This window comes from Vibrio sp. 5S239 (genome assembly GCF_041439575.1).
GTDB lineage: Bacteria > Pseudomonadota > Gammaproteobacteria > Enterobacterales > Vibrionaceae > Vibrio > Vibrio kanaloae.
In genome coordinates this window covers 79,296-103,542 of sequence record NZ_JBGOOM010000001.1, presented here as the reverse complement: position 1 = coordinate 103,542, position 24,247 = coordinate 79,296, and the positions used below count along the sequence as shown (strand labels likewise).

The 24,247-nt window shown below is 43.4% G+C and carries 23 protein-coding genes and 1 pseudogene; 19 read left to right on the top strand and 5 right to left on the bottom strand.

Translation table 11 applies throughout. The annotated features are described in order from the left end of the window. Positions 1–88: 88 nt before the first annotated feature. Positions 89–1,012: a LysR family transcriptional regulator gene (locus ACED48_RS00495; protein ID WP_017057680.1), complete on the top strand. Its 924-nt coding sequence runs from the start codon at positions 89–91 to the stop codon at positions 1,010–1,012. A gap of 123 nt (positions 1,013–1,135) precedes the next feature. On the opposite strand, the gene ACED48_RS00490 is transcribed toward ACED48_RS00495, so the two are convergent. Together ACED48_RS00490 and ACED48_RS00485 are read right to left on the bottom strand one after the other, a co-directional pair. Beyond that, complete coding sequence (locus tag ACED48_RS00490; protein ID WP_017057679.1) at positions 1,136–2,983, bottom strand: hybrid-cluster NAD(P)-dependent oxidoreductase; 1,848 nt, start codon at positions 2,981–2,983, stop codon at positions 1,136–1,138. 108 nt (positions 2,984–3,091) lie between these two features. Beyond that, on the bottom strand, positions 3,092–3,859 hold the full coding sequence (locus tag ACED48_RS00485; protein ID WP_017057678.1) for a carbohydrate deacetylase: 768 nt from the start codon (positions 3,857–3,859) through the stop codon (positions 3,092–3,094). Between the two features lie 179 nt (positions 3,860–4,038). Between ACED48_RS00485 and ACED48_RS00480 the strand changes: the two genes are divergently transcribed. The 3 genes from ACED48_RS00480 to ACED48_RS00470 all read left to right on the top strand — a co-directional run bounded on the left by ACED48_RS00480 (position 4,039) and on the right by ACED48_RS00470 (position 7,141). Continuing rightward, complete coding sequence (locus ACED48_RS00480) at positions 4,039–4,932, top strand: LysR substrate-binding domain-containing protein (RefSeq protein WP_017057677.1); 894 nt, start codon at positions 4,039–4,041, stop codon at positions 4,930–4,932. A gap of 757 nt (positions 4,933–5,689) precedes the next feature. Further along, on the top strand, positions 5,690–5,782 hold the full coding sequence (locus tag ACED48_RS00475) for a hypothetical protein (protein WP_366664376.1): 93 nt from the start codon (positions 5,690–5,692) through the stop codon (positions 5,780–5,782). Between the two features lie 189 nt (positions 5,783–5,971). Further along, positions 5,972–7,141: an MFS transporter gene (locus ACED48_RS00470; RefSeq protein WP_017057675.1), complete on the top strand. Its 1,170-nt coding sequence runs from the start codon at positions 5,972–5,974 to the stop codon at positions 7,139–7,141. Positions 7,142–7,511: 370 nt separating this feature from the next. Here the strand turns inward: ACED48_RS00470 and ACED48_RS00465 are convergent, their stop codons facing one another. Beyond that, entirely contained in the window at positions 7,512–9,545 is a 2,034-nt protein-coding gene (locus ACED48_RS00465) for an acetoacetate--CoA ligase (RefSeq protein ID WP_017057674.1), read from the bottom strand. Between the two features lie 199 nt (positions 9,546–9,744). Here ACED48_RS00465 and phhA point away from each other — a divergent pair, with 199 nt between their 5' ends. The 6 genes and pseudogenes from phhA (at position 9,745) to ACED48_RS00435 (ending at position 13,352) form a co-directional block, all read left to right on the top strand. Next, positions 9,745–10,539, top strand: a complete 795-nt coding sequence (phhA, locus tag ACED48_RS00460) for a phenylalanine 4-monooxygenase (RefSeq protein WP_017057673.1) — start codon at positions 9,745–9,747, stop codon at positions 10,537–10,539. Further along, on the top strand, positions 10,529–10,867 hold the full coding sequence (locus ACED48_RS00455; RefSeq protein ID WP_017057672.1) for a 4a-hydroxytetrahydrobiopterin dehydratase: 339 nt from the start codon (positions 10,529–10,531) through the stop codon (positions 10,865–10,867). Before phhA ends, ACED48_RS00455 begins: the two co-directional genes overlap by 11 nt. A 246-nt stretch (positions 10,868–11,113) precedes the next feature. Beyond that, complete coding sequence (locus ACED48_RS00450) at positions 11,114–11,323, top strand: DUF3283 family protein (protein WP_029627160.1); 210 nt, start codon at positions 11,114–11,116, stop codon at positions 11,321–11,323. Between the two features lie 96 nt (positions 11,324–11,419). Beyond that, entirely contained in the window at positions 11,420–12,136 is a 717-nt protein-coding gene (locus ACED48_RS00445) for a YebC/PmpR family DNA-binding transcriptional regulator (protein WP_017057670.1), read from the top strand. Between the two features lie 161 nt (positions 12,137–12,297). Then, a pseudogene (locus ACED48_RS00440) lies at positions 12,298–12,480 on the top strand (hypothetical protein); the annotation flags it as partial. After that, on the top strand, positions 12,477–13,352 hold the full coding sequence (locus ACED48_RS00435) for an NAD(P)-dependent oxidoreductase (RefSeq protein ID WP_017057669.1): 876 nt from the start codon (positions 12,477–12,479) through the stop codon (positions 13,350–13,352). The pseudogene ACED48_RS00440 and the gene ACED48_RS00435, both read left to right, overlap by 4 nt. Positions 13,353–13,651: 299 nt before the next feature. Here the strand turns inward: ACED48_RS00435 and ACED48_RS00430 are convergent, their stop codons facing one another. Then, positions 13,652–14,539, bottom strand: coding sequence for a LysR family transcriptional regulator (locus tag ACED48_RS00430; RefSeq protein ID WP_029627159.1), 888 nt, complete (start codon positions 14,537–14,539; stop codon positions 13,652–13,654). A gap of 212 nt (positions 14,540–14,751) precedes the next feature. Between ACED48_RS00430 and ACED48_RS00425 the strand changes: the two genes are divergently transcribed. Next, positions 14,752–15,144 (top strand): hypothetical protein, encoded by a 393-nt coding sequence (locus ACED48_RS00425; protein WP_017057667.1) that lies wholly within the window; start codon positions 14,752–14,754, stop codon positions 15,142–15,144. Between the two features lie 170 nt (positions 15,145–15,314). Next, the gene (locus tag ACED48_RS00420) at positions 15,315–16,082 is read left to right on the top strand and encodes a glutathione S-transferase family protein (RefSeq protein ID WP_017057666.1); all 768 of its coding nucleotides are present in this window, start codon (positions 15,315–15,317) and stop codon (positions 16,080–16,082) included. A gap of 276 nt (positions 16,083–16,358) precedes the next feature. On the opposite strand, the gene ACED48_RS00415 is transcribed toward ACED48_RS00420, so the two are convergent. After that, positions 16,359–17,045, bottom strand: a complete 687-nt coding sequence (locus tag ACED48_RS00415; protein ID WP_198928342.1) for an EAL domain-containing protein — start codon at positions 17,043–17,045, stop codon at positions 16,359–16,361. Between the two features lie 437 nt (positions 17,046–17,482). On the opposite strand from ACED48_RS00415, the gene ACED48_RS00410 reads away from it, so the two are divergent. The 7 genes from ACED48_RS00410 to ACED48_RS00380 all read left to right on the top strand — a co-directional run bounded on the left by ACED48_RS00410 (position 17,483) and on the right by ACED48_RS00380 (position 24,242). After that, entirely contained in the window at positions 17,483–18,163 is a 681-nt protein-coding gene (locus ACED48_RS00410) for a hypothetical protein (protein WP_017057664.1), read from the top strand. An 86-nt stretch (positions 18,164–18,249) separates the two neighbouring features. Beyond that, positions 18,250–18,948: an ABC transporter ATP-binding protein gene (locus tag ACED48_RS00405; protein ID WP_017057663.1), complete on the top strand. Its 699-nt coding sequence runs from the start codon at positions 18,250–18,252 to the stop codon at positions 18,946–18,948. After that, positions 18,936–20,234, top strand: a complete 1,299-nt coding sequence (locus tag ACED48_RS00400; RefSeq protein WP_017057662.1) for an FtsX-like permease family protein — start codon at positions 18,936–18,938, stop codon at positions 20,232–20,234. Before ACED48_RS00405 ends, ACED48_RS00400 begins: the two co-directional genes overlap by 13 nt. Next, complete coding sequence (locus ACED48_RS00395) at positions 20,227–21,009, top strand: outer membrane lipoprotein-sorting protein (RefSeq protein ID WP_017057661.1); 783 nt, start codon at positions 20,227–20,229, stop codon at positions 21,007–21,009. The genes ACED48_RS00400 and ACED48_RS00395 overlap by 8 nt, the downstream gene beginning before the upstream one ends. A gap of 9 nt (positions 21,010–21,018) precedes the next feature. Then, positions 21,019–22,311, top strand: a complete 1,293-nt coding sequence (locus tag ACED48_RS00390; RefSeq protein WP_017057660.1) for a hypothetical protein — start codon at positions 21,019–21,021, stop codon at positions 22,309–22,311. After that, positions 22,311–23,345, top strand: a complete 1,035-nt coding sequence (locus ACED48_RS00385) for a sensor histidine kinase (RefSeq protein WP_017057659.1) — start codon at positions 22,311–22,313, stop codon at positions 23,343–23,345. The genes ACED48_RS00390 and ACED48_RS00385 overlap by 1 nt, the downstream gene beginning before the upstream one ends. A gap of 72 nt (positions 23,346–23,417) precedes the next feature. Beyond that, on the top strand, positions 23,418–24,242 hold the full coding sequence (locus tag ACED48_RS00380; RefSeq protein WP_017057658.1) for a LytTR family DNA-binding domain-containing protein: 825 nt from the start codon (positions 23,418–23,420) through the stop codon (positions 24,240–24,242). The last annotated feature ends 5 nt before the right edge of the window (positions 24,243–24,247 follow it).

The window sequence follows — 24,247 nt, the reverse complement described above, 5'->3', positions numbered from 1 at the left end:
TCTCGTTGATGTACACAGAATAATCGATTCACATTCGCTTATTAAGTCCATATAATGACGAACATAAAGTCCTTGTGGGAATTAATTGATGTTAAAAAGCCAATTTGTGGAAGTTCGTCACTTTGTCACCGTTGCGCAATTGGGGAGTTTTACCCTTGCGGCTCAAGCGCTTGGAATGACCGGTTCTGCTTTAAGTAAAAGCGTTGCTCGACTAGAAAAACAGCTAGGCACCAAACTCCTTCATCGAACAACTCGACGCATCGCGTTAACCAATGATGGGGATTCCTATTTAGCCGACTGCCTTAAAGCGATGACCATTTTAGAGGAAGCAGAGAAGCGCTTAAGCAATCAACAGTTATTGCCATCAGGGCGTGTGCGTATAGATTTACCCGCAGTTCTCGGTAGAAGAGCAATCCTACCCAAGTTGCTAGAATTAACGTCCAAGTTCGAGCAATTAGATCTATCTATTACCTTTAATGACCGTCCTACGGATTTAGTCAGTGACGGGATTGATCTTGCGATCCGCGTTGGGCACTTAGAAAACTCGGGCGATATTGTTGCACGTAAAATAGGGGAGCAAAAAAGGGTGATATGTGCCTCTCCCTCTTATTTAGCAACGCGAGCACCTATTACCAAAAAAGAAGATATTGCTCAACATGATTGCATCGTCGGTTGGCCTATAGGACAAAGGCATAGTTGGCTGCTGAAAAATGCTAAAGGGGCAACCGAATCTGTTGATATTTCAGCACGTCATGAGATAGCCGACTGTGAAGGTATTTTGCAATCGACTTTATCTGGTGCAGGTTTAGCTCAACTACCAGTATGGTTAGTGAAGCAATACCTTGATGATGGGCAATTATGCCCTGTATTAGAGAAATTCAATGGCGAAGGAGCACCCATTAGTATTGTTTGGCTAAAAACACCTTACATTCTGCCTAAAATAAGAGTCATCATAGATGAAATCATTGCATTATCGAGCCGTCATCCGGATATTTTTGAGGCTTCTTTGTAATGTTGACTAATCGAAGCACGACATTGCAGGTCATTTGGGTGTTATTGTGTTTTAGATAATCCAACGATATTGAGGTCACTATAAAAGTTTGATAGTGGCCTCAATCATCATAAAACCTACATACTAGCTAACAATATTTACATTTGTCTTAGGTATCGCGCAGCAAGCTAGGGCCATTCCTTTCGCCTTATCACTGTCTTCAATTCCTGGGGCATCGGGCTGGTAAACCTCTCCTGATTTCACAGTGACTTTGCAGGCGCCGCAGAAACCAGCTCTGCAGTTATTCGAAATAGAAAGCCCTGCTGATTCAGCTTGCTCCAGAACGGTGCGCTGGTTGCTTCCTTCAAACACGACACCATCAAGGTTGATTTGAACCCTTTTCTCGCTCCCGTCCGCCACTCTTGCAACGCCAAATGTCTCTTGATGGTACTGTTCTTCGGGCAGCCCACTCTCTATCATCAAGCGCTTTACACTCTCCATGAAACCACTAGGACCACATACAAAAACTTGACGTTTGTGAAACTCTGAAATTTGATTTAAATGAGTACGACTAAAATGCCCCTTTTCGCCTAGCCAATCAGTTGATGGCTCGCTAAGGGCTAGAGTCACAGTGACATTGGCGTGTTGTTTTTCTAGCATAAGGAGCTCTTCCATGAATGGAATATCCGCTTTCGTCAAACATTGATGATAAAACGCAATATCACGCGTGTCTCGTTGGTCAGTCAAATACCGAAGCATAGCGATCATGGGCGTCACACCGCTACCGGCAGAAAGCAGCAACAGCGGCTCATTCGATTCTTTAGTAATATGAAAAGTGCCTTTGGGTTGATCCGCAATAATGGTATGGCCAACTTGTAAGTGGTTGAACAACCAGTTGGAAACTTCACCACCATGGACTCGTTTCACTGAAATCGACAAACGTTCTGGCCGAGAGGGGCTAGATGACAGCGTATACATTCGTTTGGTCAGTTTGCCATTGACCGTGATCTCAATAGGGAGGTGTTGTCCCGCTTTATACTCAGGCACCATGCCGTTTTTAGGCTCAAACCAAAATGTCTCGAAGTTTCTTGCTGTAGGTTCTCTTTCAACACAAATCAACTCTTGTTTTTTGGCGTCGAGATCTTCATAAAACTCCTTGGATTTATACTCAAGCACTTCGATAGCATCATTGATGGAGATAACACCTTCGTTTTTCGCTACAAGGTTTTGCCCGAAAAATATTTTTCCTTGCTCGTTGGCTCTAAAGCGTGAAAAGCTCGTCAATGGCTCTTTACTGGCCCTAAATTCTCCATTTTCCAGATCAAGTGTCGTTAAAATGCACCGCTCACACGGCTCTACAATTTCAAATTCAACGTCACCTATCTTGATACGCTTCCATGAGTCTTCAATAAAAGGTTCGTTTGATTGCACCACGAGGTTAGTACGAAACTGTTCCATGGTGTGGACTTCGCTGCTGCGTCTATTTAGCTCCGCTAATGAGCCAGAGCTAATAAGCAAGATAGGAAAACCGTCGGCAAAGCTCACATTATGACCAAGGTTTTCTCTCATGCGGTTAGATTGCTCGCCAGTAAACAGTAACTCAACTCGCTTCCCAATTACTTGGCTAAACCACTCATTCGCTTCATCGGTTGTTGTATAGGCTGAAAAGCGGTCCCTCCAAACACTGGCATCTGTCGCCTGCATTTTGAAGGTAGAGTAGTGTAATTTTAGTGCCGCCAGCCCAGGGTAAGAAAAAATAACACCGGTTGGCAGTAGACTAGAACTCACCTTCACCATATTTGGATACTGGCGCGCCGTCACCATGGTTGGGTATTTAGCCGAGGCGGAGACATCATCACCAGTTAACGCCAACATAAAGCGACGATCAAAAACAAGGCCTTGCTTTTCGACCCATGAAGAAGAGAGAGAAAGCCCGCCAATGGATTTGACTGGATAGATATTAACTTGGGAAAGTACGGTAGGATTTACCACAATGTCACCCTTTATTATTGTGTTGACTTATTGAACTGAAAGGAACTGTTTTAACGACCTAACAAGGCAGGTGGTTTATCTTGTCGCTACGAAGATTACCTCGCGGACTTAAGCATGAAGCGCATCGAAACCAACGCATTCAATACCATTTTTTCTTAGCCAGAGAGAAAACTCATCGCTGGTTAAAATCTTCCACTCTTCAATACGAGCATGAGCATAGCTAGAGATGTTCTCTAGCTCTTCAGTTAGCGTCCTTGCTGGGTGGCACATTAATTCAATCGTACTGTTAGGCATGCTGTCTTGATAAGCCAGCAATACTGCTTTGAGGTATTCAATATTGACACCTTCTGCATGAAAGCCCATATCAAACGCATCTGGGGTAGGAACCGACAGTAAACTTTGACCCTGTATAAAGCTATCAATACGCCTAACTGGAAGACCTATTTCATTCGCTGCCTGCGTGAAACCTATCTTAAGAGGACGGTAGGCACCAGCAAAATGGTGGCTATCGATATGATTAATATTAAATCCCGCATCTAAAGCCGCTTGATATTGCGCCATACACTCTCTAAAGACTTCATCAGAAGACACATCAGATTTATTAAACAGGGTCTTTCTATCAAAAAAATGACCATTCTCGTCAACCAGTGTTGGAATTAATTTAGGGGACGATATTGATTTACCTGATGTCACTGTAAAATGCAGTCCAACTTCATGAATAAGACCACGTTGATAGAGTTGTGACGCGTGAGAGACACCAGGTTGGTTCATCATTATGGTGGTCGATTTTACGGTTCCGGCACGAAAACAATCCGCAATCCCCAAGTTCACCGACTCCGTCAGCCCGAAATCATCAGCATTTAAAATAAGTTTCATCGTATCTCATCCACGTTATATCTTATCGATTCTCGTAATAGCGTTATCAGCTCCGATTCCCTTCTTGATTGAGTCACCATTAACGTCCTTGTAATGTGACATTACACAAATTAATCTATAATGACTGACAACTTCGGACAAACGAATAATTCCCCCACACGAATTAACCAGAGTAATGCATGAGCTCAATCACCAATCAACAACAGCAGCTTTCTCTGCTTCATACTTTTAGCGTTGCAGCGCGCCACTTGAGTTTTACCAAAGCAGCAGAAGAGCTCTTTCTGACCCAAGGTGGGGTTAGCCAGCGAATTAAAAAACTGGAAATGCAGCTTCAATTCAATCTATTCATTAGAAAAACCCGAAAGTTAGAGCTCACACCGGAGGGACAAAGAGTTCTGAGTGTTCTGAATTCATCATTTGAGTCCATTTTTTCCACCCTTTCTGACATTCAAACCGGAGAGCTGACTGGTAGCTTACATATAGCGACATCACCTTATTTCGCCTCTGCTTGGCTGATCCCGAAACTCCCTTCACTTCGTCAGCTATACCCCAATCTAAGCATCAAGCTGCAAACCAAACAAAATCAATCTGATTTTCAATTTGAGCCTTACGATGTGGCGATTTTTTATAGCCAAGGGCGGTATCCAAACCACTACAGTGAGCGACTGTTTTCAGGGAAAAGAACACCTGTGTGCAGTGTTGATTACGCCGCCGAGCATGGTCTTCACAATGGGTTGAGCGCTCTATCTGACGTTAATTTTATCCATAGAGGGGATACAAGTGCGTGGCAGTATTGGTTAGATGAAATGCATATCGACATTGATTGTAAAAAACGGTGTGACTTCTATAGTGACAATCGCCTAGCGATGGAAGCGGCGGAATTATCGCTCGGTGTGTTTCTTGCTCGGTATGAATTTGCGCTGCCTTTAATCCAAGCGGGGAGGCTAGTCGCGCCATTTCCACATATTGAATCAGGAAAAGGCTACGATTTGGTTTGCCCTAAAGGAATGGAAACAAGAGTAAAATTCCAAGCGTTTTCTCGCTGGGTACATTCTGAGATAGACAACGGATAAAGCGTGCTCGTTATATTGTTATATGACTGAGCACGAATTAACTCAAACGCCATCGTTCTCAGAGCCTCTCCAGTGCTTTAGCCTCATCATCGCTCAAATGAAAAAATACCCTAGAGTTTACTTTAGGGTATATATTAACAACAATGATAGGCAGTCTATGGCAGCAATGAAGACTGCATAATCAACAAAACTCAAACTGAGTTTTGTTGATTATTTTTTGTTAAAAAAAATCAATAACTAGATCTTCAACCTGGACTGGATACTCCTCCATCAACCAGTGACCACATGACTCCAACACATGACCTTGAACGTCATTGGCATACTCTTTCATTTGATTGATTTGAGTTGTCCCTAAACTACTTTGAGCGTTATCTGATATTGCCAGGATCAGCATTTCCCACAAATTATTTCAAGTACCATTTGCACAATAAAACTTCAAAAAGTCATATTAAGTCCCTGTAAGAATATGTATTGGTAATTTTAAGGACTTAATCTTGCGTGTGTTATCCCCTATTATGCAATCCAAGTTGATAATTAAATTCAAACGACTACCAATATCTTTTGGTGAAATTTACGGTTCGATGTGACAACGAATAGACCTAACTGCTGCTTCTGTCATAAGAGTGACAGTGTCATAAAGCATGGCTATGGCCCCAACGGCCATCAACGATTTCGCTGTCTTGCTTGCCGCCGTACCTTTCAAGTGAATTATTGTTACGAGGCCTGTAAACCAGAAATTCGAAATAGGATTATTGAAATGACCTCACAAAATCATGGAAAGCGAGCAACCAGTCGTCATTTGCAAGTTTCGTACAACACGGTTCTAAGCGCATGTCATCGGGATAAATAGAAGCCATTCCCCCTTTGAAAATGCGAATTCTGATACGTTGCCGAATTCAATCACATTGAAAACGGCATTTTTATTGGATAAAAAACAACATTTTTGTGCCACTTTTCCGACACTTGGACTTAGGGCTCTAACAACAACCAATATCGACGGTACGTAATTACCGCATATAAATAATTTTGAGTTGAAACAATGAAAAAACAAAGCTTGTTTATCTTTGCTCTATCTTTAGCCGTTTTTGGCGTTATCACGACAGAGCTTGGTATCATCGGACTCTTGCCACAAGTCATGAAAGATTTAAACATTGACGTACAAGAAGCTGGTCTGTTAGTGAGTATCTATGCTGTCGTTGTAGCAGTCAGCGGACCATTTATTATGTTAATGATGTCTGGGTGGAATAGAAAGTATGTTCTAGTCGGCATTTTGTCTCTATTCGTTGTCTCTAACCTTGTGTACGCTATGACGCAAGATTACACAACCATGATGATATTTCGCGTTCTACCGGCGTTAGTACATGCTGTATTCTTTTCTGTCGCTTTAGTGGTTGTCACATCAATGGTTCCAGTTGAAGAGCAAAGCAACGCCGCTGCTAAAGTTTTTGGTGGAGTAGCGGTTGGTTTGGTCTTTGGTATTCCGATTAGCGCTTTTCTAGCTGAAGAATATTCACTTGCTTATGCCTTCTACTTTGGCTTAACTGCTTGTGCTATTGCGTTAGTGAGTGTGATGTTCTTGATGGAAAGCGTTCCTGTAAAGGAAAAAATGTCATTCGGCTCTCAAGTGACTATTTTACGTAGCAAGTCCATGTGGCTGTCGCTATTCACCGTTATATTCATCTTTGCAGCGATGTTTTCTTCGTACAGCTTTATTACTCAATACTTAAGCACAGTAACGAATATGAACGGTACGTGGATTAGTGCCATGCTGATGGTGTTCGGTGTATTTGGTATCTTTGGCAACTTTATCTTTGGTAAGTTACTCAGTCAGAATATGCGAAAAACTGTAGTACTGTACCCTATACTATTCAGTCTTACCTTTATCACAATTTACCTTATGGGATTTTCTTTCTACTTTATGATTGCCATGGTTGCATTTTGGGGCGCTGTACACTCAGCAGGCTTGATCGTTAGCCAGACATGGATAATGGAAAATGCGGGAGATTCTAAAGTGTTTGCGAATAGTCTTTTTGTATCTTTTTCAAACCTAGGAATTACTATTGGATCGGTAATAGCGGGGTGGTTTATCGCTCAGTTCGGTGTAGAAAATCTATTCCTATCAAGCTTAGCATTTACGGTATTAGCGTTGATTAGTATCTTACTAAATCAGAAAAAAAGTCCCGCTCTTAAACTTTCAGAAGTGAATTAATCAGCGAAAGTGCTGACTTTCATGAGAGAAGCATAACCACAAAGGTCAGCACTGTTTTTATTACTTAACCACCTACGATTCGAATAAGCATGTTAATTCAAGCGGCTTTGTTACGTCATTCAGTTGAACTAAATCAAGAACCGAAAGAGTCGAGGAAATGGTTTTGAAGTCACTAAGGTGTGGATGAGTTTAGTGAAACCTACGCTTGTGAATCGAAGTCTGTCTGTCCACATAGGATTAATCCTTGAATAGATAAAGTAATAGGTACGTCCTGACGATTCCAATTAACGATCACGAGTTCCAAGGCTAAAAACTTCCACAGTGTTGAACCAACGGAGGTTTTTCTTTCGATTTTCCTAGGAAAGAAAAACTAAAACGAAACAGCACGTTTTATCTCTTCCAAAACCTCGGCGTTAGCGATAGCCCCGAGGTTTTCTACACTCTTACCATTAATCACCTGTTTTACTGCCAGCTCCACCAGTTTGCCAGAGCGTGTTTTTGGGACATCGCTGATCGCAAAGATCTGGCTTGGCACATGCCTTGGTGAGCAGGATGATTTGAGTTTGCTTTTGATGGCTGTCAGTAATTCATCATCTAGATCCACACCTTGCTGCAGTTGAACAAACAGCCATATCTGCTCATTGCGGTCGATGTCTTTACCGACTGCTATCGAATCAACAATGCCGTCAATGGTGTTCACTTGCTGGTAGATCTCAGCGGTACCAATTCGCACACCACCAGGGTTGAGTGTGGTGTCGCCTCGCCCGTAGAACAGGTAGCCACCATGCATGCTCTGTGCTACTTCATCACCGTGATGCCACACATTATCAAACCTGTCCCAGTAAGTGCTGTGGTAGCGCCCCCCTGTGTCATTCCAGAAACCAACAGGGAAGTTGGGTAGGGAGTTTGTACACACGAGTTCGCCACGTTCGTGATTGACCTTGTCACCAGAAGAGTTGAACACCTTGATGTCGACTCCAAGCCCTGCCTGTTGGCACTCACCACGATACACTGGCGAGATAGGGTTGCCTAAAACAAAGCAGCCACAAATATCCGTACCACCAGAAATAGACGCTAAATGCAGGTCTTGTTTGATGTGCTTGTAGACATAATCGAACTGCTCTGGGTAAAGCATAGAACCCGTCGAGCACAGTGTTCTTAATTGAGGCAGAGAGTGACTGTCGATAGGCGAGAGCTCCGCTTTCTCAATCGCTTCTAAATACTTGGCTGAAGTGCCAAACAGCGATACATCCGCACGCTGCGCTAAATCCCACAGAACGTTGGGTTGCGGGTAAACCGGGCTCCCATCAAAGATGACCAAACAAGCACCGCTGGCGAGCGCAGAGACGTGCCAGTTCCACATCATCCAACCACATGTGGTGTAGTAGAACACGCGATCTCTTGGTTTAATATCGCAGTGAAGTTGATGCTCTTTTAGGTGGTTGATGGTGGTGCCACCGACAGAGTGAACAATGCATTTAGGTTGGCCTGTGGTGCCGGAAGAGTAGAGTACAAACAGTGGTTCATTGAAGCCGACACGAGTAAATCGAAGAAGTTTTGGCTGATAGTAACTAATGATGTTTTTCCAGCTTTGGGGTGACACATAAGCTTCAACGTTGTTCTTCTCTAAATCGCTCTTCTTTAAATCACGAGTCGGTTTCAAATAACCGATCTCACACACCTGTTTTAGCGTGTTTAAGTGCTCGATGATTTCGCGGTTCTTGTCCGTCATATCGAACGTCTTGCCATTGAAGGTGTAACCATCACAGGTGAACAGCACCTTAGGTTTCACTTGGCCAAATCGCTCAATCACACTCTCGACGCCAAAATCAGGTGAAGTCGATGTCCAAATCGCCCCCAAGCTGGTGGTCGCTAGCATTGCGACCACGGTTTGTGGCAGGTAAGGGGTATAAGCGGCAACTACATCACCTTGCTCCACGCCGCTATCGACAAGCCATTGCTGAACACTAGAGACAGCTTCACACAGGCTTTTCCATGTATAACTCTGCTGTTCGCCACGTTCATTCTCAAACCAAATCGCAAGTTCGTTTGGCAACGTTTTTGATGAATGCAGTAAGTTTTCGGCGTAGTTAACTTGCGCATTCGGAAACCACACCGCATCGCGATTCGATTTTGGCTGCTGCCAACGGCTCTCGCCTTGAGTTTTGGTGTCATCTCCTTGCGAACCCACCATTCCACAAAACTGCCACACGTTTTGCCAAAACGACTCCGGTTGCTCCACAGACCATTGATGGAGATCGGCGTAGCTTCTTAGCTCCCTCTCTAACTTCAATACTTGCGGTTTTAATTCAGACAGGTCGAGGCTGTCGATAAATCGGGTTACGTTGGCATCGGCGATACGTTGCTCGTTTGGTTGCCAAATGGACTTATTGCTTTCGTGCATTCCTTTACCTTTAACAAAAAGTTAACGATTTCAGTCTGGTATTTAGGTTTTATAAAGTCAAAAGATCAGCAAAATAAGCGTTTGATATAGGTGTGTAAACAAAATGTTACACGGGAGGGTGTTTAGAAAGATAGCGAAGATTGGCGCTTATAAAGAGTGGAGATAGGCTTAAAGGGAGACATTCGTTAGGAGGTGTGTAATGACTCAATATCATTCTAAGCCCGTGAGCCAAGAGGGATGGGTTGAGTGGAGCCTCGGAGAAGACGCCATTTGGCACGACTTGGTGAAAAGGCAACTGGACGTAATTAGTGACCGCGCTTGCGATGCTTATTTGCACGGTTTGACCTTGCTTGAGCTACCGTTAGATAGGGTCCCTCAACTCCCAGAGATAAATAAAGTGCTAAAAGAAACAACAGGTTGGCAGGTTCAGCCTGTTCCGGCATTGATCGATTTCGACCGTTTCTTTGATTTACTCGCTAATAAGAAGTTCCCCGTTGCGACATTTCTGAGAACGCGAGACGAGTTCGATTATTTACAAGAACCTGATTTTTTCCATGAAATTTTTGGCCATTGTGCAATGTTGACTAATACTGATTTCGCGGCTTTCACTGAACATTATGGAAAACTAGGCCAAGCGGCGACATCCAAGCAGCGCGCCTATCTTGCCCGCTTGTATTGGTTTACGGTCGAGTTTGGTTTAGTCAAAGAAGGGCACAAGCTGAAAATCTATGGCGGTGGCATTCTTTCCTCTCCGGCAGAAACCATTTACGCGTTGGAAGGGGACTTGGCCGTTCGTGAGCGGTTCGAGCTACAAACCGTTTTAAGAACTCCTTATCGCATCGACATCATGCAGCCGAAATATTATGTGATCGACGAGCTATCTGAGTTATTCGAAATCAGTCAGAAAAACTTATTACAGCAAGCTGACCTCGCGATTGATGCGGGATTACTACCACCACTTTTTGAACCCAAGGAACCAACACATGTTGAATGAACAAAAATGCGAAGCCTGCAGTATCGACGCGATTGCTCTAAGTAAAGATGAGCAACAATCTTTACTGTTGGAGTTGTCTGACTGGCAGATCATGGAAAGAGAGGGCATCTCGCAGCTTGAGAAGGTGTTTAAGTTTAAGAACTACAAACAAGCATGGGCATTCAGCAATAAAGTGTCAGAGTTGGCAGAAGAAGAATTCCATCATCCTTCGATTTTATTGGAGTGGGGCAAAGTCACCGTAACTTGGTGGAGCCACTCAATCAAAGGCCTGCACAAGAATGATTTCATCTGCGCCTCACGCTGTGATGTGTTCGCGGTGAGTGATTAGTTTGTAGATTAAGGGGTTACTCTTTTGCAGTCTTTTTGATGTGATTACCTCATTATTCGGCTCATTCGGTGAGTCGAATACTCAATACTTTCTCATCAAGCTACTTCTCTCAAAGTAGCTTGATGTACATCAGCGATTTGCTGTTTTCTCGCCCTACATCCGCCCACTAATGCTCATAGTATTGGTTTTATGATCCTGCTCTATGATATATTTCTCGGCCAAGTGTATTACAGACGAAGGCTAATAATGTCTATCAACCTTTCACTCCTTCCACCCAGCGAGAAAAATAAAATCGAACTGGATAAGCAAGCATCGTTTCTTGTATGGAAACTAAAGCAAGCGAAATGTGGCCCTGAAGCCATTGTTGAAGAAGCAATGAGGCTAAGTGACCCTGATGAAAAGGTGTGGTTTGAGCAGTCTGTAGAAAAATACAAACGGGTAATGGGTGTCGCATAAACGCAGATAAACCTTGCCCAGCAATGCTGTAGAATTGTAATGACACAGTAATTTGCTAGAATTTTCACCGTTAATTGAATCAGAGAGAAGATCCCGATGGGAAGAAGTTTTGAAGTGCGCAAGGCCTCAATGGCGAAAACTGCAGGCGCAAAAATTAAAGTTTATTCTAAATACGGTAAAGAGATTTACGTACTGGCTAAGAACGGTAGCTCTGACCCAGACATGAACCTACCTCTTAAGCACCTGATTGCTAAAGCGAAGAAAGACCAAGTACCAGCTCACGTTATCGACAAAGCGATCGATAAAGCAAACGGTGGCGGCGGTGAAGACTTCCAACCAGCTCGTTACGAAGGTTTTGGCCCTGGTGGCACAAGCGTAATCGTTGACTGTCTAACTGACAACGGCAACCGTACTTTCCAAGACGTTCGCCAATGTTTCGTTAAGACTGGCGCGAAAATCGGTGTTGAAGGTACTGTTTCTCACATGTTCGCTCACCAAGCTGTATTCCAGTTTAAAGGCGAAGACGACGAGATCATCCTAGAAACGCTAATGATGGAAGACGTAGACGTGACTGACGTTGAGCTAGAAGACGGTGTTATCACTGTATTTGCTCCAACGACTGAGTTCTTCAAAACGAAGACAGCACTAAACACTGCGTTCCCAGAGCTAACGCTAGACGTTGAGGAAATCACTTTCGTTCCTCAAACAACTACGCCAGTAGCTGAAGAAGATTCTGAGAAGTTCCAGAAGTTCTTAGACATGCTTGACGACTGTGATGACGTTCAGCAGGTTTACCACAACGCTGAGCTGTAATTTTTACAGTAACAACAGTTATTAAAAAACCGAGCCTAGTGCTCGGTTTTTTTATGAACGTTATACCTGATTTTCCTTGATCATCGTTCCATAATGTACGGCTGACAAAGCGTTCTCTGGTCGCGATTTATCGCTGAACTTCATTATATTGTTCGTCTTATCCCGACATGAATCTGATTTAAGTACTCCCTGAGTATCATCGGGGTGATCGCCAAGCGTATTTAGTGTACAAAGAAAGAAAATATCAGCCGAAGGCATTGACCTTGCTCATCGACGCTTTGATTGAATGTTTTCAATCAGTTCATAGTGATGAGCTCAGTCAAATGAAAAGGAGAAAGAAATGAAAGTAAGTTTTATCGGGCTAGGCGTAATGGGTTTCCCAATGGCAGGACACCTAGTCAAAGCCGGTTTTGAAGTAACGGTATTTAACCGCACTCATAGCAAAGCATTAGACTGGGTTGATAAACACCAAGGTAAAGCCGCTGAGAGCGTGGCTGAGTGTGTCGCAGAAGCTGACGTGGTATTGGTTTGTGTAGGTAATGATGACGACGTACGCAGCATGACAACCAGCGAAACTGGCGCATTGGCCGCGATGAAGCCAAACGCGATTCTTGTCGACCACACAACAACGTCTGCAGTACTGTCTGAAGAGCTTGAAGTGGCAGCCAAGCAATCGGGTATTCGCTTTATGGATGCACCTGTGTCTGGTGGCCAAGCGGGCGCAGAAAACGGCGTGTTGACCATCATGTGTGGCGGCGAACAAGCGCTATTCAACGACCTTCAACCTGTGTTCGAAGCTTACGGTAAGTCGTCGGTTCTGATGGGTAAAGTCGGCCAAGGCCAACGCGCGAAAATGGTTAACCAGATCTGCATCGCGGGTGTATTGAACGGCTTATCTGAAGGCTTGGTACTTGCTGAAAAGTCAGGTTTGGATATCCCAACTCTGGTCGATTGCCTTAAAAATGGCGCCGCTGGTTCATGGCAGATGGAAAACCGCGCAACCACAATGGCGCAAGACAAGTTTGATTTCGGCTTTGCCATTGATTGGATGATCAAAGACTTAGGCTTCTGCCTAGATGAAGCAGAGCGCCAAGGCATCCAACTTCCACTGACTGAAAAGACCAACAACGCCTACAAGGCACTGTCTGCCGAAGGACAAGGCCGCATGGATACGTCAGTATTGATGAAAGCTGTGGTTGAAGAGACTAAGAAGTAGAAGTAATAGAAGCTTCTCTTGGATAAAAAAAATAGCCGCTAATTAGCGGCTATTTTTATTTGTACCCACTTAGAATACGTGAAAGCGTTCGTTCTGAAGTTCACAATTGGATAAAAGCTTCTTCGAGCCTTTACTTAAATTAGCAAAACACGAATTAGCGAAAATATGGAAAAAATTGATTAAATGTATGCCTAGCACCGATTATTGTATTTTCTGCCTTATTTAATTAAAAAGGCCTATGAACTAAAAAGGCTTCCTTGGTTGTAAACTAAACAATTTGTGGAACTCTATAAATGCTACTAAACCGATAGTCTCTCAGATAAATAATCAACCAACATCCTGACTCGTCTTGATAGATTTCGATTTAGTGGATATAAGGCTGAAATTGTAGTGGCTGGTTGGTAGTAATCGCTAAGTAGTAATTGCAAGCGGCCCTCTTCAATATCATTCTTGAATAAAAAACTAGGTCCAAAGCCTATGCCTAACCCACGAAGAATGCTCTCAACTATTAAACCACCATCATTACTCGTTAAACTACCTTTTGCCTTTACAGTAATTGATTCACCACTAGGAGAGAGAAACGGCCAGCCCCGATTAATCTTGGAGTCACTATAAATTAAGCAATTATGTTCCATTAGATCTGCTGGTTGGTAAGGTGTTCCCGATTTTCTTATATATTGGGGAGAAGCGACGACTTGAAATGTGCAGTCTGCTAACCGACGAGAGATAAGACAGGAGTCTTCTAATTGTCCTACTCTTAGCGCAATATCTATACCTTCTTCCACTAAATCTTCAGTACGCCCACTGGCTATTACCTCAAGCTCAATTTCTGGATACTGGAGTTGAAATTCTATTAGTAATTGACCAAAACCTGAAATGATAAGACTTTGAGGTAATGTTAGGCGTATTTTTCCCTTTGGTGCGCCTTGGCTATCCATGACCTCAGCCCGAGCATTCTCAGCTTCTGCCATAATTATCTTACAGTGCTTATAGAACTGTCCGCCTTCATCAGACAAGCTCAATTTACGAGTCGTACGATATAGTAGGCGAGTTCCTAAATCATCTTCCAAGGTGGAGATCTGTTTGCTGATAAATGATTTAGAGAACCCAAGTTTCTCCGCTGCCGCCGTAAAACTTCCTGTATCAACAACAACAGAAAAAGTTTCCATAAGAGTTAAAATATTCACATTAGCACTCGTGAGTAAACAATTAGTTTACTTTAAGCATATATATCTCACCCTATAAATACAATAAAATTGAAGTTAACAATTTGAAACCGACCCGATAACAAAAAATGAACAATGGGGTGAGTGATGATTACCTTTTACGTAAGTGGTTATCATTAGAGTTTGACCTTTAAATACGACAACACAATGAGACTTTATCTAGGATGAATATTATGAAAAAACTACTACTTGCTATATCACTCATTTTATTGAGTTTTACTTCAATTTCACCAGTACACGCGAGTGATGCTGACATGCGCAACACATATATGGTTACGTGGACGCTTGAAGTGAATGATGCCAACTTATTCAAAACCACCCTAAAAGAGCAGATGGATAAAGTTTTAGAACTATGGGTTAGTGGCACAATAGAGAATGTCTACCTAGACAACAAAAAATCGGAAGTGATTGTGCGTAAAGGTGATGTTGGAAAAGTGATTTTCTTTATCAAAGCGAAAACCGAAAATGAAGCACAAAACATATTAGATGAATTACCTTTAGCTAAAAAGAAAATAGCGTCATATCAATTGACACCTGCTGGCGTGCTTTGGTTAAAACAGTATTAATTTAACGGTAAAGTGAAGCGTTTTTCTTACCAATGCTTCAGGTGTACTTAAACATCGTTTTTTAGATAAGCCCGATGTTGATGTATTACCACGTATGCTGCTAGTTAAACCGAGAATATGAAGCGATTTAACTCGTTTATTCAAAACTTAGAAGATAGGTTCCTAACACTATGACATCATTAATGCTTTATCATCACCCACTATCCGTGTGTTCGATGAAAGTAAGACTCGCACTTGAAGAAAAAGGGCTTGCTTGGTCTGGTCGTGTTATTGATATTATACGAAAACAAGAGCAGTTAGACCCATGGTATTTGAAATTAAACCCACAAGGAGTAATCCCTACAGTGGAGATTCGAAATGGTACAACCAAAGTATTGACTGATTCTGCTTATATTATTCGATCCATCGCTTCTTTATCAGAAGGTAACAACTTGATACCATCAGGTGAAAGTAATTGTCAATTAATGGATAAGTTAATTAATTTAGCTGATGGCATTGATCTTCAGATCCTTAGTTATTCGCGTCACCCATCGATGGAAAAATCTGAAAAAATATTGAATTCCCGTATCACCAAGGCACTCTTAATGGCTGATAAATATCCTGAACTTAAAGATAACTATATTTTTTGTGCAGATCGCTCAGAAAATAGTAAAGTATTTAGGGTTGATAGCAAGCATATAGAAAAGGTTGAACAATATGCATTGGAAGCTATTTCATTTTCTGAAAAGCAACTTGAAGGTAATCAATTTCTTTTAGGCAATGTTTATACACTAGCTGATGTAATTTGGACTGTAGTGCTCTCAAGACTTGACTTGTTGGGTTATAGTAAGTGGTTAGATAAGGATAATTTCCCAGAAATATCAAGTTACTACTTAAGAATGCAACATCGAAAAAGTTATACTCTTGCTCAGATCCAAAATGAGTGGTGGGACAAATAACTACAGCTAACTATTATAAAATGTGGTGTATGTATGGAGATCACTCAGTATCCTGTTAGTGTATCTCCATCTTAGCTATGTCGATAAAGTAAATCCTGTTCTAGAGTAAAAATCATGAGAATAAGATTGGAACGTTAAAAATGACACATTCCTTTCGACTTCGTTCCAACGTTTCATTAAGAGGCTGATAATAGATTGCTAAAATTGTGGTAGCGAAGCGGAACTTAACCTTCTTACTTGAATGACTTGTTATATTTTCCGAATATATACACTCAATTAAAATTTACTGAAATCTACATTTGGCAAACTTTCAAAGCCAGGTTTAGCAAATAAATACCCTTGCATTAATTCAATGCCAAAATCTCGCAAGCAGATGAATTCTTCTTTAGTCTCAATACCCTCAGCTAAAGGGGTGATTTTCAAATCACGAAATATATTTAAGCAGTTTTTTACTATTGATTGGCGAGCGTGATCTTTATCAATATTGCGAATGAGTTCCATATCAAACTTTACTATACTGGTCTGAAGTTCAGCTAACAATCCTAAGCCTGCATAACCAGAGCCAAAATCATCAATTGCAGTCTTAAATCCTAATTTACTGTAATAATCAACTATACTTTTAATTAAATTAATATCTTCAATTTTTTCAACTTCTGTAAACTCAAACATTATTTTATCAATTGGAAAATTATATTTATTGGCCGCATCTAATGTTGTGCGAATACAACGTTCGGGTTTGTATATAGCATTTGGTAGAAAGTTAATACTAAGTATTGAATCAATTTTTAATTCGGATGCAAGTGCTATCGCCTTAACTCGACATAGTTGATCAAATAAATAACGATTATCATCATTTACTTTAGATATTATTGAAAATGCTGATTCATTGTTTAAACCTCGAACCAAAGCTTCATACCCATAAATTTGATTCGTTTTGCAGTTGATAATTGGCTGAAAAGCCATTGTGAAGTCGAAGTTAAGTTTGCTTTTATCAGAACAATTATCACATGACAATCTGTCATAAATTATAGGTTCTTCTTTCATTTCTATATCCTTAACAAATATAACGCTAAATTAAGAGCAAATATAACATTTTAATATCGAGCGAGTACGAGTTCATACATTCAGCATATCTCAAGTATTCTACCTAACCAACTGAAAAATTTGCATATAATGCAATATGGCAGTCAATCGCCCTCTGGCTCACTTTGGCGCAGAAATGAGTCAGCTCTGAGCTATCCGATTTTGTGTTGCTGTTACTTTTTCGTTTTCCGTTCTGCCCCACTCACGCCCTAGCTCAACCATTCACTCCCAGTAATTACCATTCGTCGCATTGATAAAACGGCATGACAAATTCTAGTTAACCTTTCAACGTCAACATTTGAAAGGGATTAGAAATCATGACTACTTCACACTCATTTAATTCAGGCTCTACCGCTTGTTTGCTTAAGCGTTCATTGCTGATTGCTCTTGTTTCATTTGCTCCCACTTTGGTTCAGGCCAATCCGAGTTCAGACGTACTTGATATTTACAACCAAGCGGCGCAAGGCAATGAAGACTTGGTTGAGGTGGCGTATGAACGCCTAAATGATACGCTGCAGCAAGACGGTGCGACACCACTGACTTTGGTTTACCTAGGAAGCACAGAAACCTTAATGGGCCGTGATGCATTCTTGCCTTGGAACAAGATGAAGTATGTAGAAAAGGGTTTATCGACCATTGATAAATCACTGGTGCTGCTTAAAGACGAAGACCAACCGATTCATGAGCAACCTCGTGTTCAAGGGCTGCCAGATTCTTACCTAACTCGCGCAATGGCTGCGGTGACTTACACCTCGCTACCAGACATGTTTAACCATTTTGATCGTGGTTATGACCTGTTCCTCTCGCTACTGGCTGAAGAAGCTTTCCAGCAACAGCATTTCTCTGCGACCTCGTGGATATACCGTTATGCGATTGAGGCATCTATTCGTGCTGAAGACTTCAAGCAGGCACAGGTATGGCTTGAAAAAATGGAAAACACCGATGCCGGCAACATCGAGACAATGACGGCTAAAGCCCTAATAGCGAAAGCCAAATAACAGCTGCGAAGGCTAAGTAGTCGGTGAGAAAACGAAACAATAGTAGAGAAGGCTCAATAATTGATGGGTAATCAGAGGACAACGGAATGATTGAATTTAAAGGTATCGGCAAATCGTATCTCACTGGTGGTCAAAGTGTTGATGCATTAAACGGAGTCGATGGCCAAATCAAACGCGGTGAAATGGTGGCCTTGTGCGGCCCGTCGGGTTCAGGAAAAAGCACACTTTTGAATATTCTTGGTTTATTGGATATGGATTATCGAGGGCAGATTAATATTGATGGCCAACCGTATCCGACAGAGCAAATCGCCGCTGCACGTTTTCGCCGTCAGTCGTTGGGTTTTGTGTTTCAGCGCTTCAATTTGGTTCCTGTGATGACGGCACTTGAAAACGTCGCTTATCCATTGATGTTGAACCAATACTCAAAACAAGAACAGCAAACCAGAGCGCAGGACATGTTGGAGCGTGTTGGATTGGGGGATTATGTTCATCATCGCCCAGACAACCTTTCAGGCGGCCAGCAGCAACGTGTCGCAATAGCCAGAGCGCTAATCCACAACCCAAGCTTAGTAATTGCCGATGAGCCGACTGCTAGCTTAGACAGCCACACCGCCAACCTAGTGATCGACATTATGAAAGAGCTCGGCCACGAAATGGACACCACCTTTATTGTCGCAACACATGATCCAAGAATGGCGCAGCGCTGCGATCGAGTGATTGAACTTATAGATGGCCAACTGGCGCCAAACACTACTGCAACGGAGGCGATCTCATGGGCAAGTTAACACAAAGGGTGAGCACAGTTCTGGTTTCTGCGTCGGTGCGTTTGGCGTGGCTTAATCTATTGAGAAATGGTCGCCGCAGTTTGTTGTCGGTGCTGATCATCGCGATTGCGGTATTTGCGCTGACATCGGCTGGAGGCTATGGGCTTTACACTTATGAATCTCTGCGTGAATCTACCGCGCGTGATACTGGCCATCTCACATTGAGCACGCCGGGATACTTTGAGCAAGATGAAGACATGCCGCTGAGCAATGGCTTGGATAATGCTCAAGTGCTAACCAAGAGCATCATTGGCGACAGCGACGTGCGTGGTGTGCAGCCGCGAGTCTACTTTAGTGGCTTGGTTTCTAATGGCAGTAAGTCGACCATTTTTATGGGAACGGGCGTGAATGAGCGTGAGTTCGATATGAAAGGACCTTTCCTTGATGTGCGCAGCGGGCAAACCCTGTCGGATGTGAAATCCCCAAGATACGACAGTCAAGAGCCACAAGTAATGCTGGGAACTGACCTTGCTCGTAACCTCAAAGTGGCCATTGGTGATTGGGTCACATTGCTCGCCACCACCAGTGATGGTGCATTGAATGCCTTTGATTTTAAGGTGCAGGGGATTTACTCGACAGGGGTTCCTGAGCTGGATAAGCGTCAGTTGTATGTTCATATCACCAGCGCTAAAGATCTTTTGGCCTCAGACAAAGTCAGCACCCTATCGGTGTTCCTATTTGAAACTAACAAGACCTCGACCGTTCAACAACGCATTCAAGCGACTTTAGATCGAAATAGCGCGAGCCAAAACGATCAAGGCACAGAGATCGAGATCACCCCATGGCAAGATCGCGCGTTTTTCTACACCAAGGTTAAAGATCTTTACGACCGGATCTTCGGCATCATGGGCGCGGTGATGGCATTGGTGGTGTTTGTGTCGTTGTTTAACACCATGACCATGTCGGTGACCGAGCGCACTCGTGAGATTGGCACCTTGTCGGCACTCGGCAGTTACCCTTCTGAAATCGTGGCAGGCTTCTTAAAAGAGGCGGGATTGTTGGCTGTGATTGGCAGCGCGATCGGTGCGTTAGTGAGTGGCTTAGTGTCGGTGTTACTGCTGGTGGTTGATATACAAATGCCACCGCCTCCGGGTCGAACCGAAGGTTACCCACTCAACATTTACTTCTCATTGGAATTGGTTGGTTACGCCACTTTAGGTGTGCTGACAATCTGTTTGCTGGCTGCTTATTTCTCTGCTCGCAAAGGCGTGAATAAGCCAATCACGGAGGCGCTGGTTTATGTATAAATTTACTCGTTCACTCACTGTTTTAGGTTCTATTTTGGCTTTGGTTCTAGCATCGACACCAAGTTGGGCAGTCGATTCACAACAGGTCACAGAGATGATCGCCAAGGCGGATGGTTACCGATTGAACAGCGCGAAAGCCTCTAAGGTAGTGTCTTTGGTGGCGTTGTATCAAGACGATCAACTCGATAAAACCCGTGAATACAACGTCTACACAAGGCCAAACCGAGAGTCATTAGTGGTGTTTAAATCAGCCGTTGAGGCAGGTCAAAAGATGCTGATGATTGAAGATAACTATTGGCTGCTGATGCCAAAGTCACGCCGACCAATTCGTATCACACCGATGCAAAAGCTATTGGGTGAAGCCTCGGTAGGGGACATTTCGACGCTGACGTGGAGCGAAGATTATCAAGGTGAGTGGGTTGCCGAGCAACAAGTTGAGATGTCGACTGGCGAGAAACTCGATACCCATCACCTAAAGCTCGCGGCGAAAACCAAGGGTGCCAGCTATCAATCGATTGATCTGTGGTTAACTGCAGACCGAGCATTCCCAGTTAAAGCGGATATGTACCTGCGTTCGGGAAAACTGGCAAAGCAAGCGTGGTTTACCGAAGGCGTGCGAGATGGATTACCAACCGTTGTGTCGATGACCTTGCTCGATAAGATTCAACCAAGCAAGAAAACCGTGATTGAGTACCGCGAAGTGAGTGAACAAAGCTTGGAAGACAAATATTACAACCCTGCCTACCTATCGCGTAACAGCGTATCTGGGTTGTAGGTGGACGTCATGAAAGCTTCCAATCGCCGATTCCACATCAAGTCTTCAATCACTACGTTGCTTGCTTTGTCTTGTGTGAGTAACACGATTCAAGCGGGCGACCTGAGCTTGGCGTGGGATTGGCAACTCAGTGCAGAAGCGATTGAATCGCGAGAGTCGCCATTTAGCCCTTTAGCGTCTGATAATCGTCAGTCTTTAAATGGCTTGCTGGATCTTGAGGTTGGCTATGGCAATTGGCTTGGTCTGTTCGCAGTGAAAGCTAACGATATTCTAAGCAATAACCCTCAACAACAAGACGCGAGCTTTGAATCTGAATTCATTGTGCGTGAGTTGTTTTGGCAAGGTGGTGTTGAGCTGTCGAATTCATTAATCGGTGACCATTACCTCGATGTCACGCTCGGTAAGGTTCGCCTTGATTGGGGCGTGGGTTATGGCTATCGACCGTTAGACATCATCAAGCCTTATCGACAAAATCCCGTTGGTATTGTTGCAGAAGAGGGTGCAGGAGTGGCCTCGGCGTCACTGTTCGATATGACAGGAGAATGGACACTGCTTTACAGTGATTCGTCATGGACTTCCCAAGACGTAAATGAATTCGAAAAGCAGAATCAGCAACAAGGCTTTGGGGTACGTCGTTACAATCTTGTAGGTGATCACGAGTATCAGTGGGTCGCTTATTATGACGATGTACGTCACGGCTTGCTTGGGGTGAGTTTAGTGTCGGTGTTGAACCGCGCTTGGGAGTTTCATGGTTCGGTGGTCTATCAACGACAAAGCCTTGGCTACAGTCAGCCTAACTCACTGCTTAAACCGGTTTATCTTGAAGAGCAAGGCGAGGCTTATCAAGCGTTAGCAGGGTTAACATGGGCGAATGACACGGGCCACAATGTGGTGCTGGAATACTGGTTTGATAGTCGAGCTTGGAGTGATTCTGAGTGGCAAAGCGCAATAGAAAGTGCCGAGTCTTTGTCGGTGAATCCGATGACATCTTCATTGGCAGGCTCTTATGCGCAAGGCTATCAGCACGCTAATTTGGTTCAACACAACATCATGTTTCACTGGTCATTGGATTCGACACATGGCTGGCTTGAAGATATCACGCCGACATTCGACGTCATGTTGTCTCCTCAAGATGGCGGCTTTATTGCGACTCAGTGGCTCAATTATCAAGCATTAGATAATGGCGATTCATCGTTGGATTTGGAACTTGCTGCACGCTTTCTAGGCGGTAAAAGTGATTCTACTTACGCCAACTTACCCGATAGTCATATTATTCTCTTAAATATCAAAGGACGCTTTTAATGAACACTTTTTCAAATAGTCAGTTTCCATGGATTAAAAGCTTCACGATAACCACTCTGTTTTGTTTCGTCATCGCCATTACCACACAGACAATTTGGGGGGGCGACCTTGTGGTCAATCTAGCGATCAGTTTTGGTTTTGGTTATAGCGCGGTGGGCTCCTCTTTTATTTTGGTTGAGGTGTTGAAGAGGAAATCGAAGGTGTTTGATGTGGGTATCTCTATGGTGGTCGCGATGACCTTTGGTACCTTGAATGCATACTATTGGTTGAATGGATTCTTTGGCTCTAATATCTCTGATCTTAAATCTGTCGTGTTGCTCGGTGTGATTTTCTGTTCGGTTTGCTTTTACTATTTCTATACACGAGAGCAACAGCTACGGGCCGATAATGAGCTGGAAGTAGCCAAGCGTCGTCAGGCCGATCAAGAGAAGGTGGTGGTATTGAGTCAGCTTAAGCAGCTACAAAGCCAAATTGAACCGCACTTCTTGTTCAACACACTTGCGACCATCAATGTGTTGATTGAGAGTGATAGCGCGAAAGCCAAGCTGATGCTCGAAAAACTCACCGACTTGTTGCGTGTGACTTTGAAAAACAGCCGCACCGAGCAATCGACCATCGCACAAGAGGTCGACTTGTTAGACGCTTATCTTAATATTCAGAAGATACGCTTGGGTGAGCGCCTAACGTTCTCGATTGAAACACATGAGATTAGAGATTTGCAGGTGATTCCACCGTTCTTGATTCAGCCTTTGGTCGAGAATGCACTCACGCACGGTATTGAGCCCAAAGCGGCGGGTGGCCAAGTGAATATCCGAATAGCTCAACAAGCCGATCAGCTCAAAATTGAAGTATCAGATAATGGCACAGGGCTGAAAGTGCCTTCTGCGAATACGGGACACGGTGTTGGGTTAAGCAATATTCGTCAAAGGATCGAAACCCTTTATGATGATAAGGCGAGCCTAACGATTACTGAACAAGCTGAAGGCGGTGTAGTCTCGACTATCTTATTACCGTTGACTGACGCAACTGCCTAGAATTACAAATCAGAAAGCATAGACCAATGACGAAAGACAGATGATTTACAGTGTGAATTTAAAGGACTGACCATGAAAAAACCAGTATTAAAGCCAAGCGTAACGGCGATTATCGCAGACGATGAAGCACTGTTAAGACACCACTTAGACAAGAGCTTGGCTGAAGTTTGGCCGGAACTTGATATTGTCAGTAAGGTACAAAATGGTTTGGAGGCGATGCAGAGTATTCGGCAGCTTAAGCCTGACGTGGCCTTTCTCGATATTCGTATGCCGGAGCTGGATGGAATCTCACTAGCGAAACAACTCAACAAGCTAGATTCACCGCCATTGATTGTGTTTATTACGGCTTATGACGAATACGCTGTCAAAGCCTTTGAGTTCAATGCGATGGATTACCTGCTAAAACCGATCAATGAAGAGCGTTTACTTGCCACATGTCTGAAGGTTCAAGCGCGCTTGTCGAGCAACCAAGAGAAATCAGATAGCACGGCAGTACAACCCGATATCGCGGCGTTAATGAGTCAGCTTCAGCGATTATCCCAATCAACATCACAGCAAGTTCAATATCTAACATGGCTCAAAGCCAGTGTCGGAGAAGATATCCACTTAATCGCCGTCGATGATGTGGCTTACTTCAAAGCGGAAGACAAGTACGTCTCGATATTCAAAAAAGGCCGAGGCGGCTCTCTAGAGGAATTTATTATTCGCGTGTCGCTAAAAGAGCTGATCGCCCAGCTTAACCCGGATGATTTTTGGCAGATCCACCGTTCAGTGGTGGTCAAAGTTTCAGCCATTGATAAGGTGAAGAAAGGGCTCTATGGTCAGATGTCGGCTTATGTGTCAGGCGAGAAGCTACCGATCAGCCGAGCCTCGCAAGTCAGGTTTAAAGGGATGTGATAAAC

What these genes read in the sequence shown, in the direction of transcription:
- ACED48_RS00495 (WP_017057680.1), top strand. Translation starts at nt 89, where the DNA reads ATGTTAAAAAGCCAATTTGTGGAAGTTCGTCACTTTGTCACCGTTGCG.
- ACED48_RS00485 (WP_017057678.1), bottom strand. Translation starts at nt 3,859, where the DNA reads ATGAAACTTATTTTAAATGCTGATGATTTCGGGCTGACGGAGTCGGTG.
- ACED48_RS00480 (WP_017057677.1), top strand. Translation starts at nt 4,039, where the DNA reads ATGAGCTCAATCACCAATCAACAACAGCAGCTTTCTCTGCTTCATACT.
- ACED48_RS00475 (WP_366664376.1), top strand. Translation starts at nt 5,690, where the DNA reads ATGACCTCACAAAATCATGGAAAGCGAGCAACCAGTCGTCATTTGCAA.
- ACED48_RS00470 (WP_017057675.1), top strand. Translation starts at nt 5,972, where the DNA reads ATGAAAAAACAAAGCTTGTTTATCTTTGCTCTATCTTTAGCCGTTTTT.
- ACED48_RS00465 (WP_017057674.1), bottom strand. Translation starts at nt 9,545, where the DNA reads ATGCACGAAAGCAATAAGTCCATTTGGCAACCAAACGAGCAACGTATC.
- phhA (WP_017057673.1), top strand. Translation starts at nt 9,745, where the DNA reads ATGACTCAATATCATTCTAAGCCCGTGAGCCAAGAGGGATGGGTTGAG.
- ACED48_RS00455 (WP_017057672.1), top strand. Translation starts at nt 10,529, where the DNA reads ATGTTGAATGAACAAAAATGCGAAGCCTGCAGTATCGACGCGATTGCT.
- ACED48_RS00450 (WP_029627160.1), top strand. Translation starts at nt 11,114, where the DNA reads ATGTCTATCAACCTTTCACTCCTTCCACCCAGCGAGAAAAATAAAATC.
- ACED48_RS00445 (WP_017057670.1), top strand. Translation starts at nt 11,420, where the DNA reads ATGGGAAGAAGTTTTGAAGTGCGCAAGGCCTCAATGGCGAAAACTGCA.
- ACED48_RS00435 (WP_017057669.1), top strand. Translation starts at nt 12,477, where the DNA reads ATGAAAGTAAGTTTTATCGGGCTAGGCGTAATGGGTTTCCCAATGGCA.
- ACED48_RS00425 (WP_017057667.1), top strand. Translation starts at nt 14,752, where the DNA reads ATGAAAAAACTACTACTTGCTATATCACTCATTTTATTGAGTTTTACT.
- ACED48_RS00420 (WP_017057666.1), top strand. Translation starts at nt 15,315, where the DNA reads ATGACATCATTAATGCTTTATCATCACCCACTATCCGTGTGTTCGATG.
- ACED48_RS00415 (WP_198928342.1), bottom strand. Translation starts at nt 17,045, where the DNA reads ATGGCTTTTCAGCCAATTATCAACTGCAAAACGAATCAAATTTATGGG.
- ACED48_RS00410 (WP_017057664.1), top strand. Translation starts at nt 17,483, where the DNA reads ATGACTACTTCACACTCATTTAATTCAGGCTCTACCGCTTGTTTGCTT.
- ACED48_RS00405 (WP_017057663.1), top strand. Translation starts at nt 18,250, where the DNA reads ATGATTGAATTTAAAGGTATCGGCAAATCGTATCTCACTGGTGGTCAA.
- ACED48_RS00400 (WP_017057662.1), top strand. Translation starts at nt 18,936, where the DNA reads ATGGGCAAGTTAACACAAAGGGTGAGCACAGTTCTGGTTTCTGCGTCG.
- ACED48_RS00395 (WP_017057661.1), top strand. Translation starts at nt 20,227, where the DNA reads ATGTATAAATTTACTCGTTCACTCACTGTTTTAGGTTCTATTTTGGCT.
- ACED48_RS00390 (WP_017057660.1), top strand. Translation starts at nt 21,019, where the DNA reads ATGAAAGCTTCCAATCGCCGATTCCACATCAAGTCTTCAATCACTACG.
- ACED48_RS00385 (WP_017057659.1), top strand. Translation starts at nt 22,311, where the DNA reads ATGAACACTTTTTCAAATAGTCAGTTTCCATGGATTAAAAGCTTCACG.
- ACED48_RS00380 (WP_017057658.1), top strand. Translation starts at nt 23,418, where the DNA reads ATGAAAAAACCAGTATTAAAGCCAAGCGTAACGGCGATTATCGCAGAC.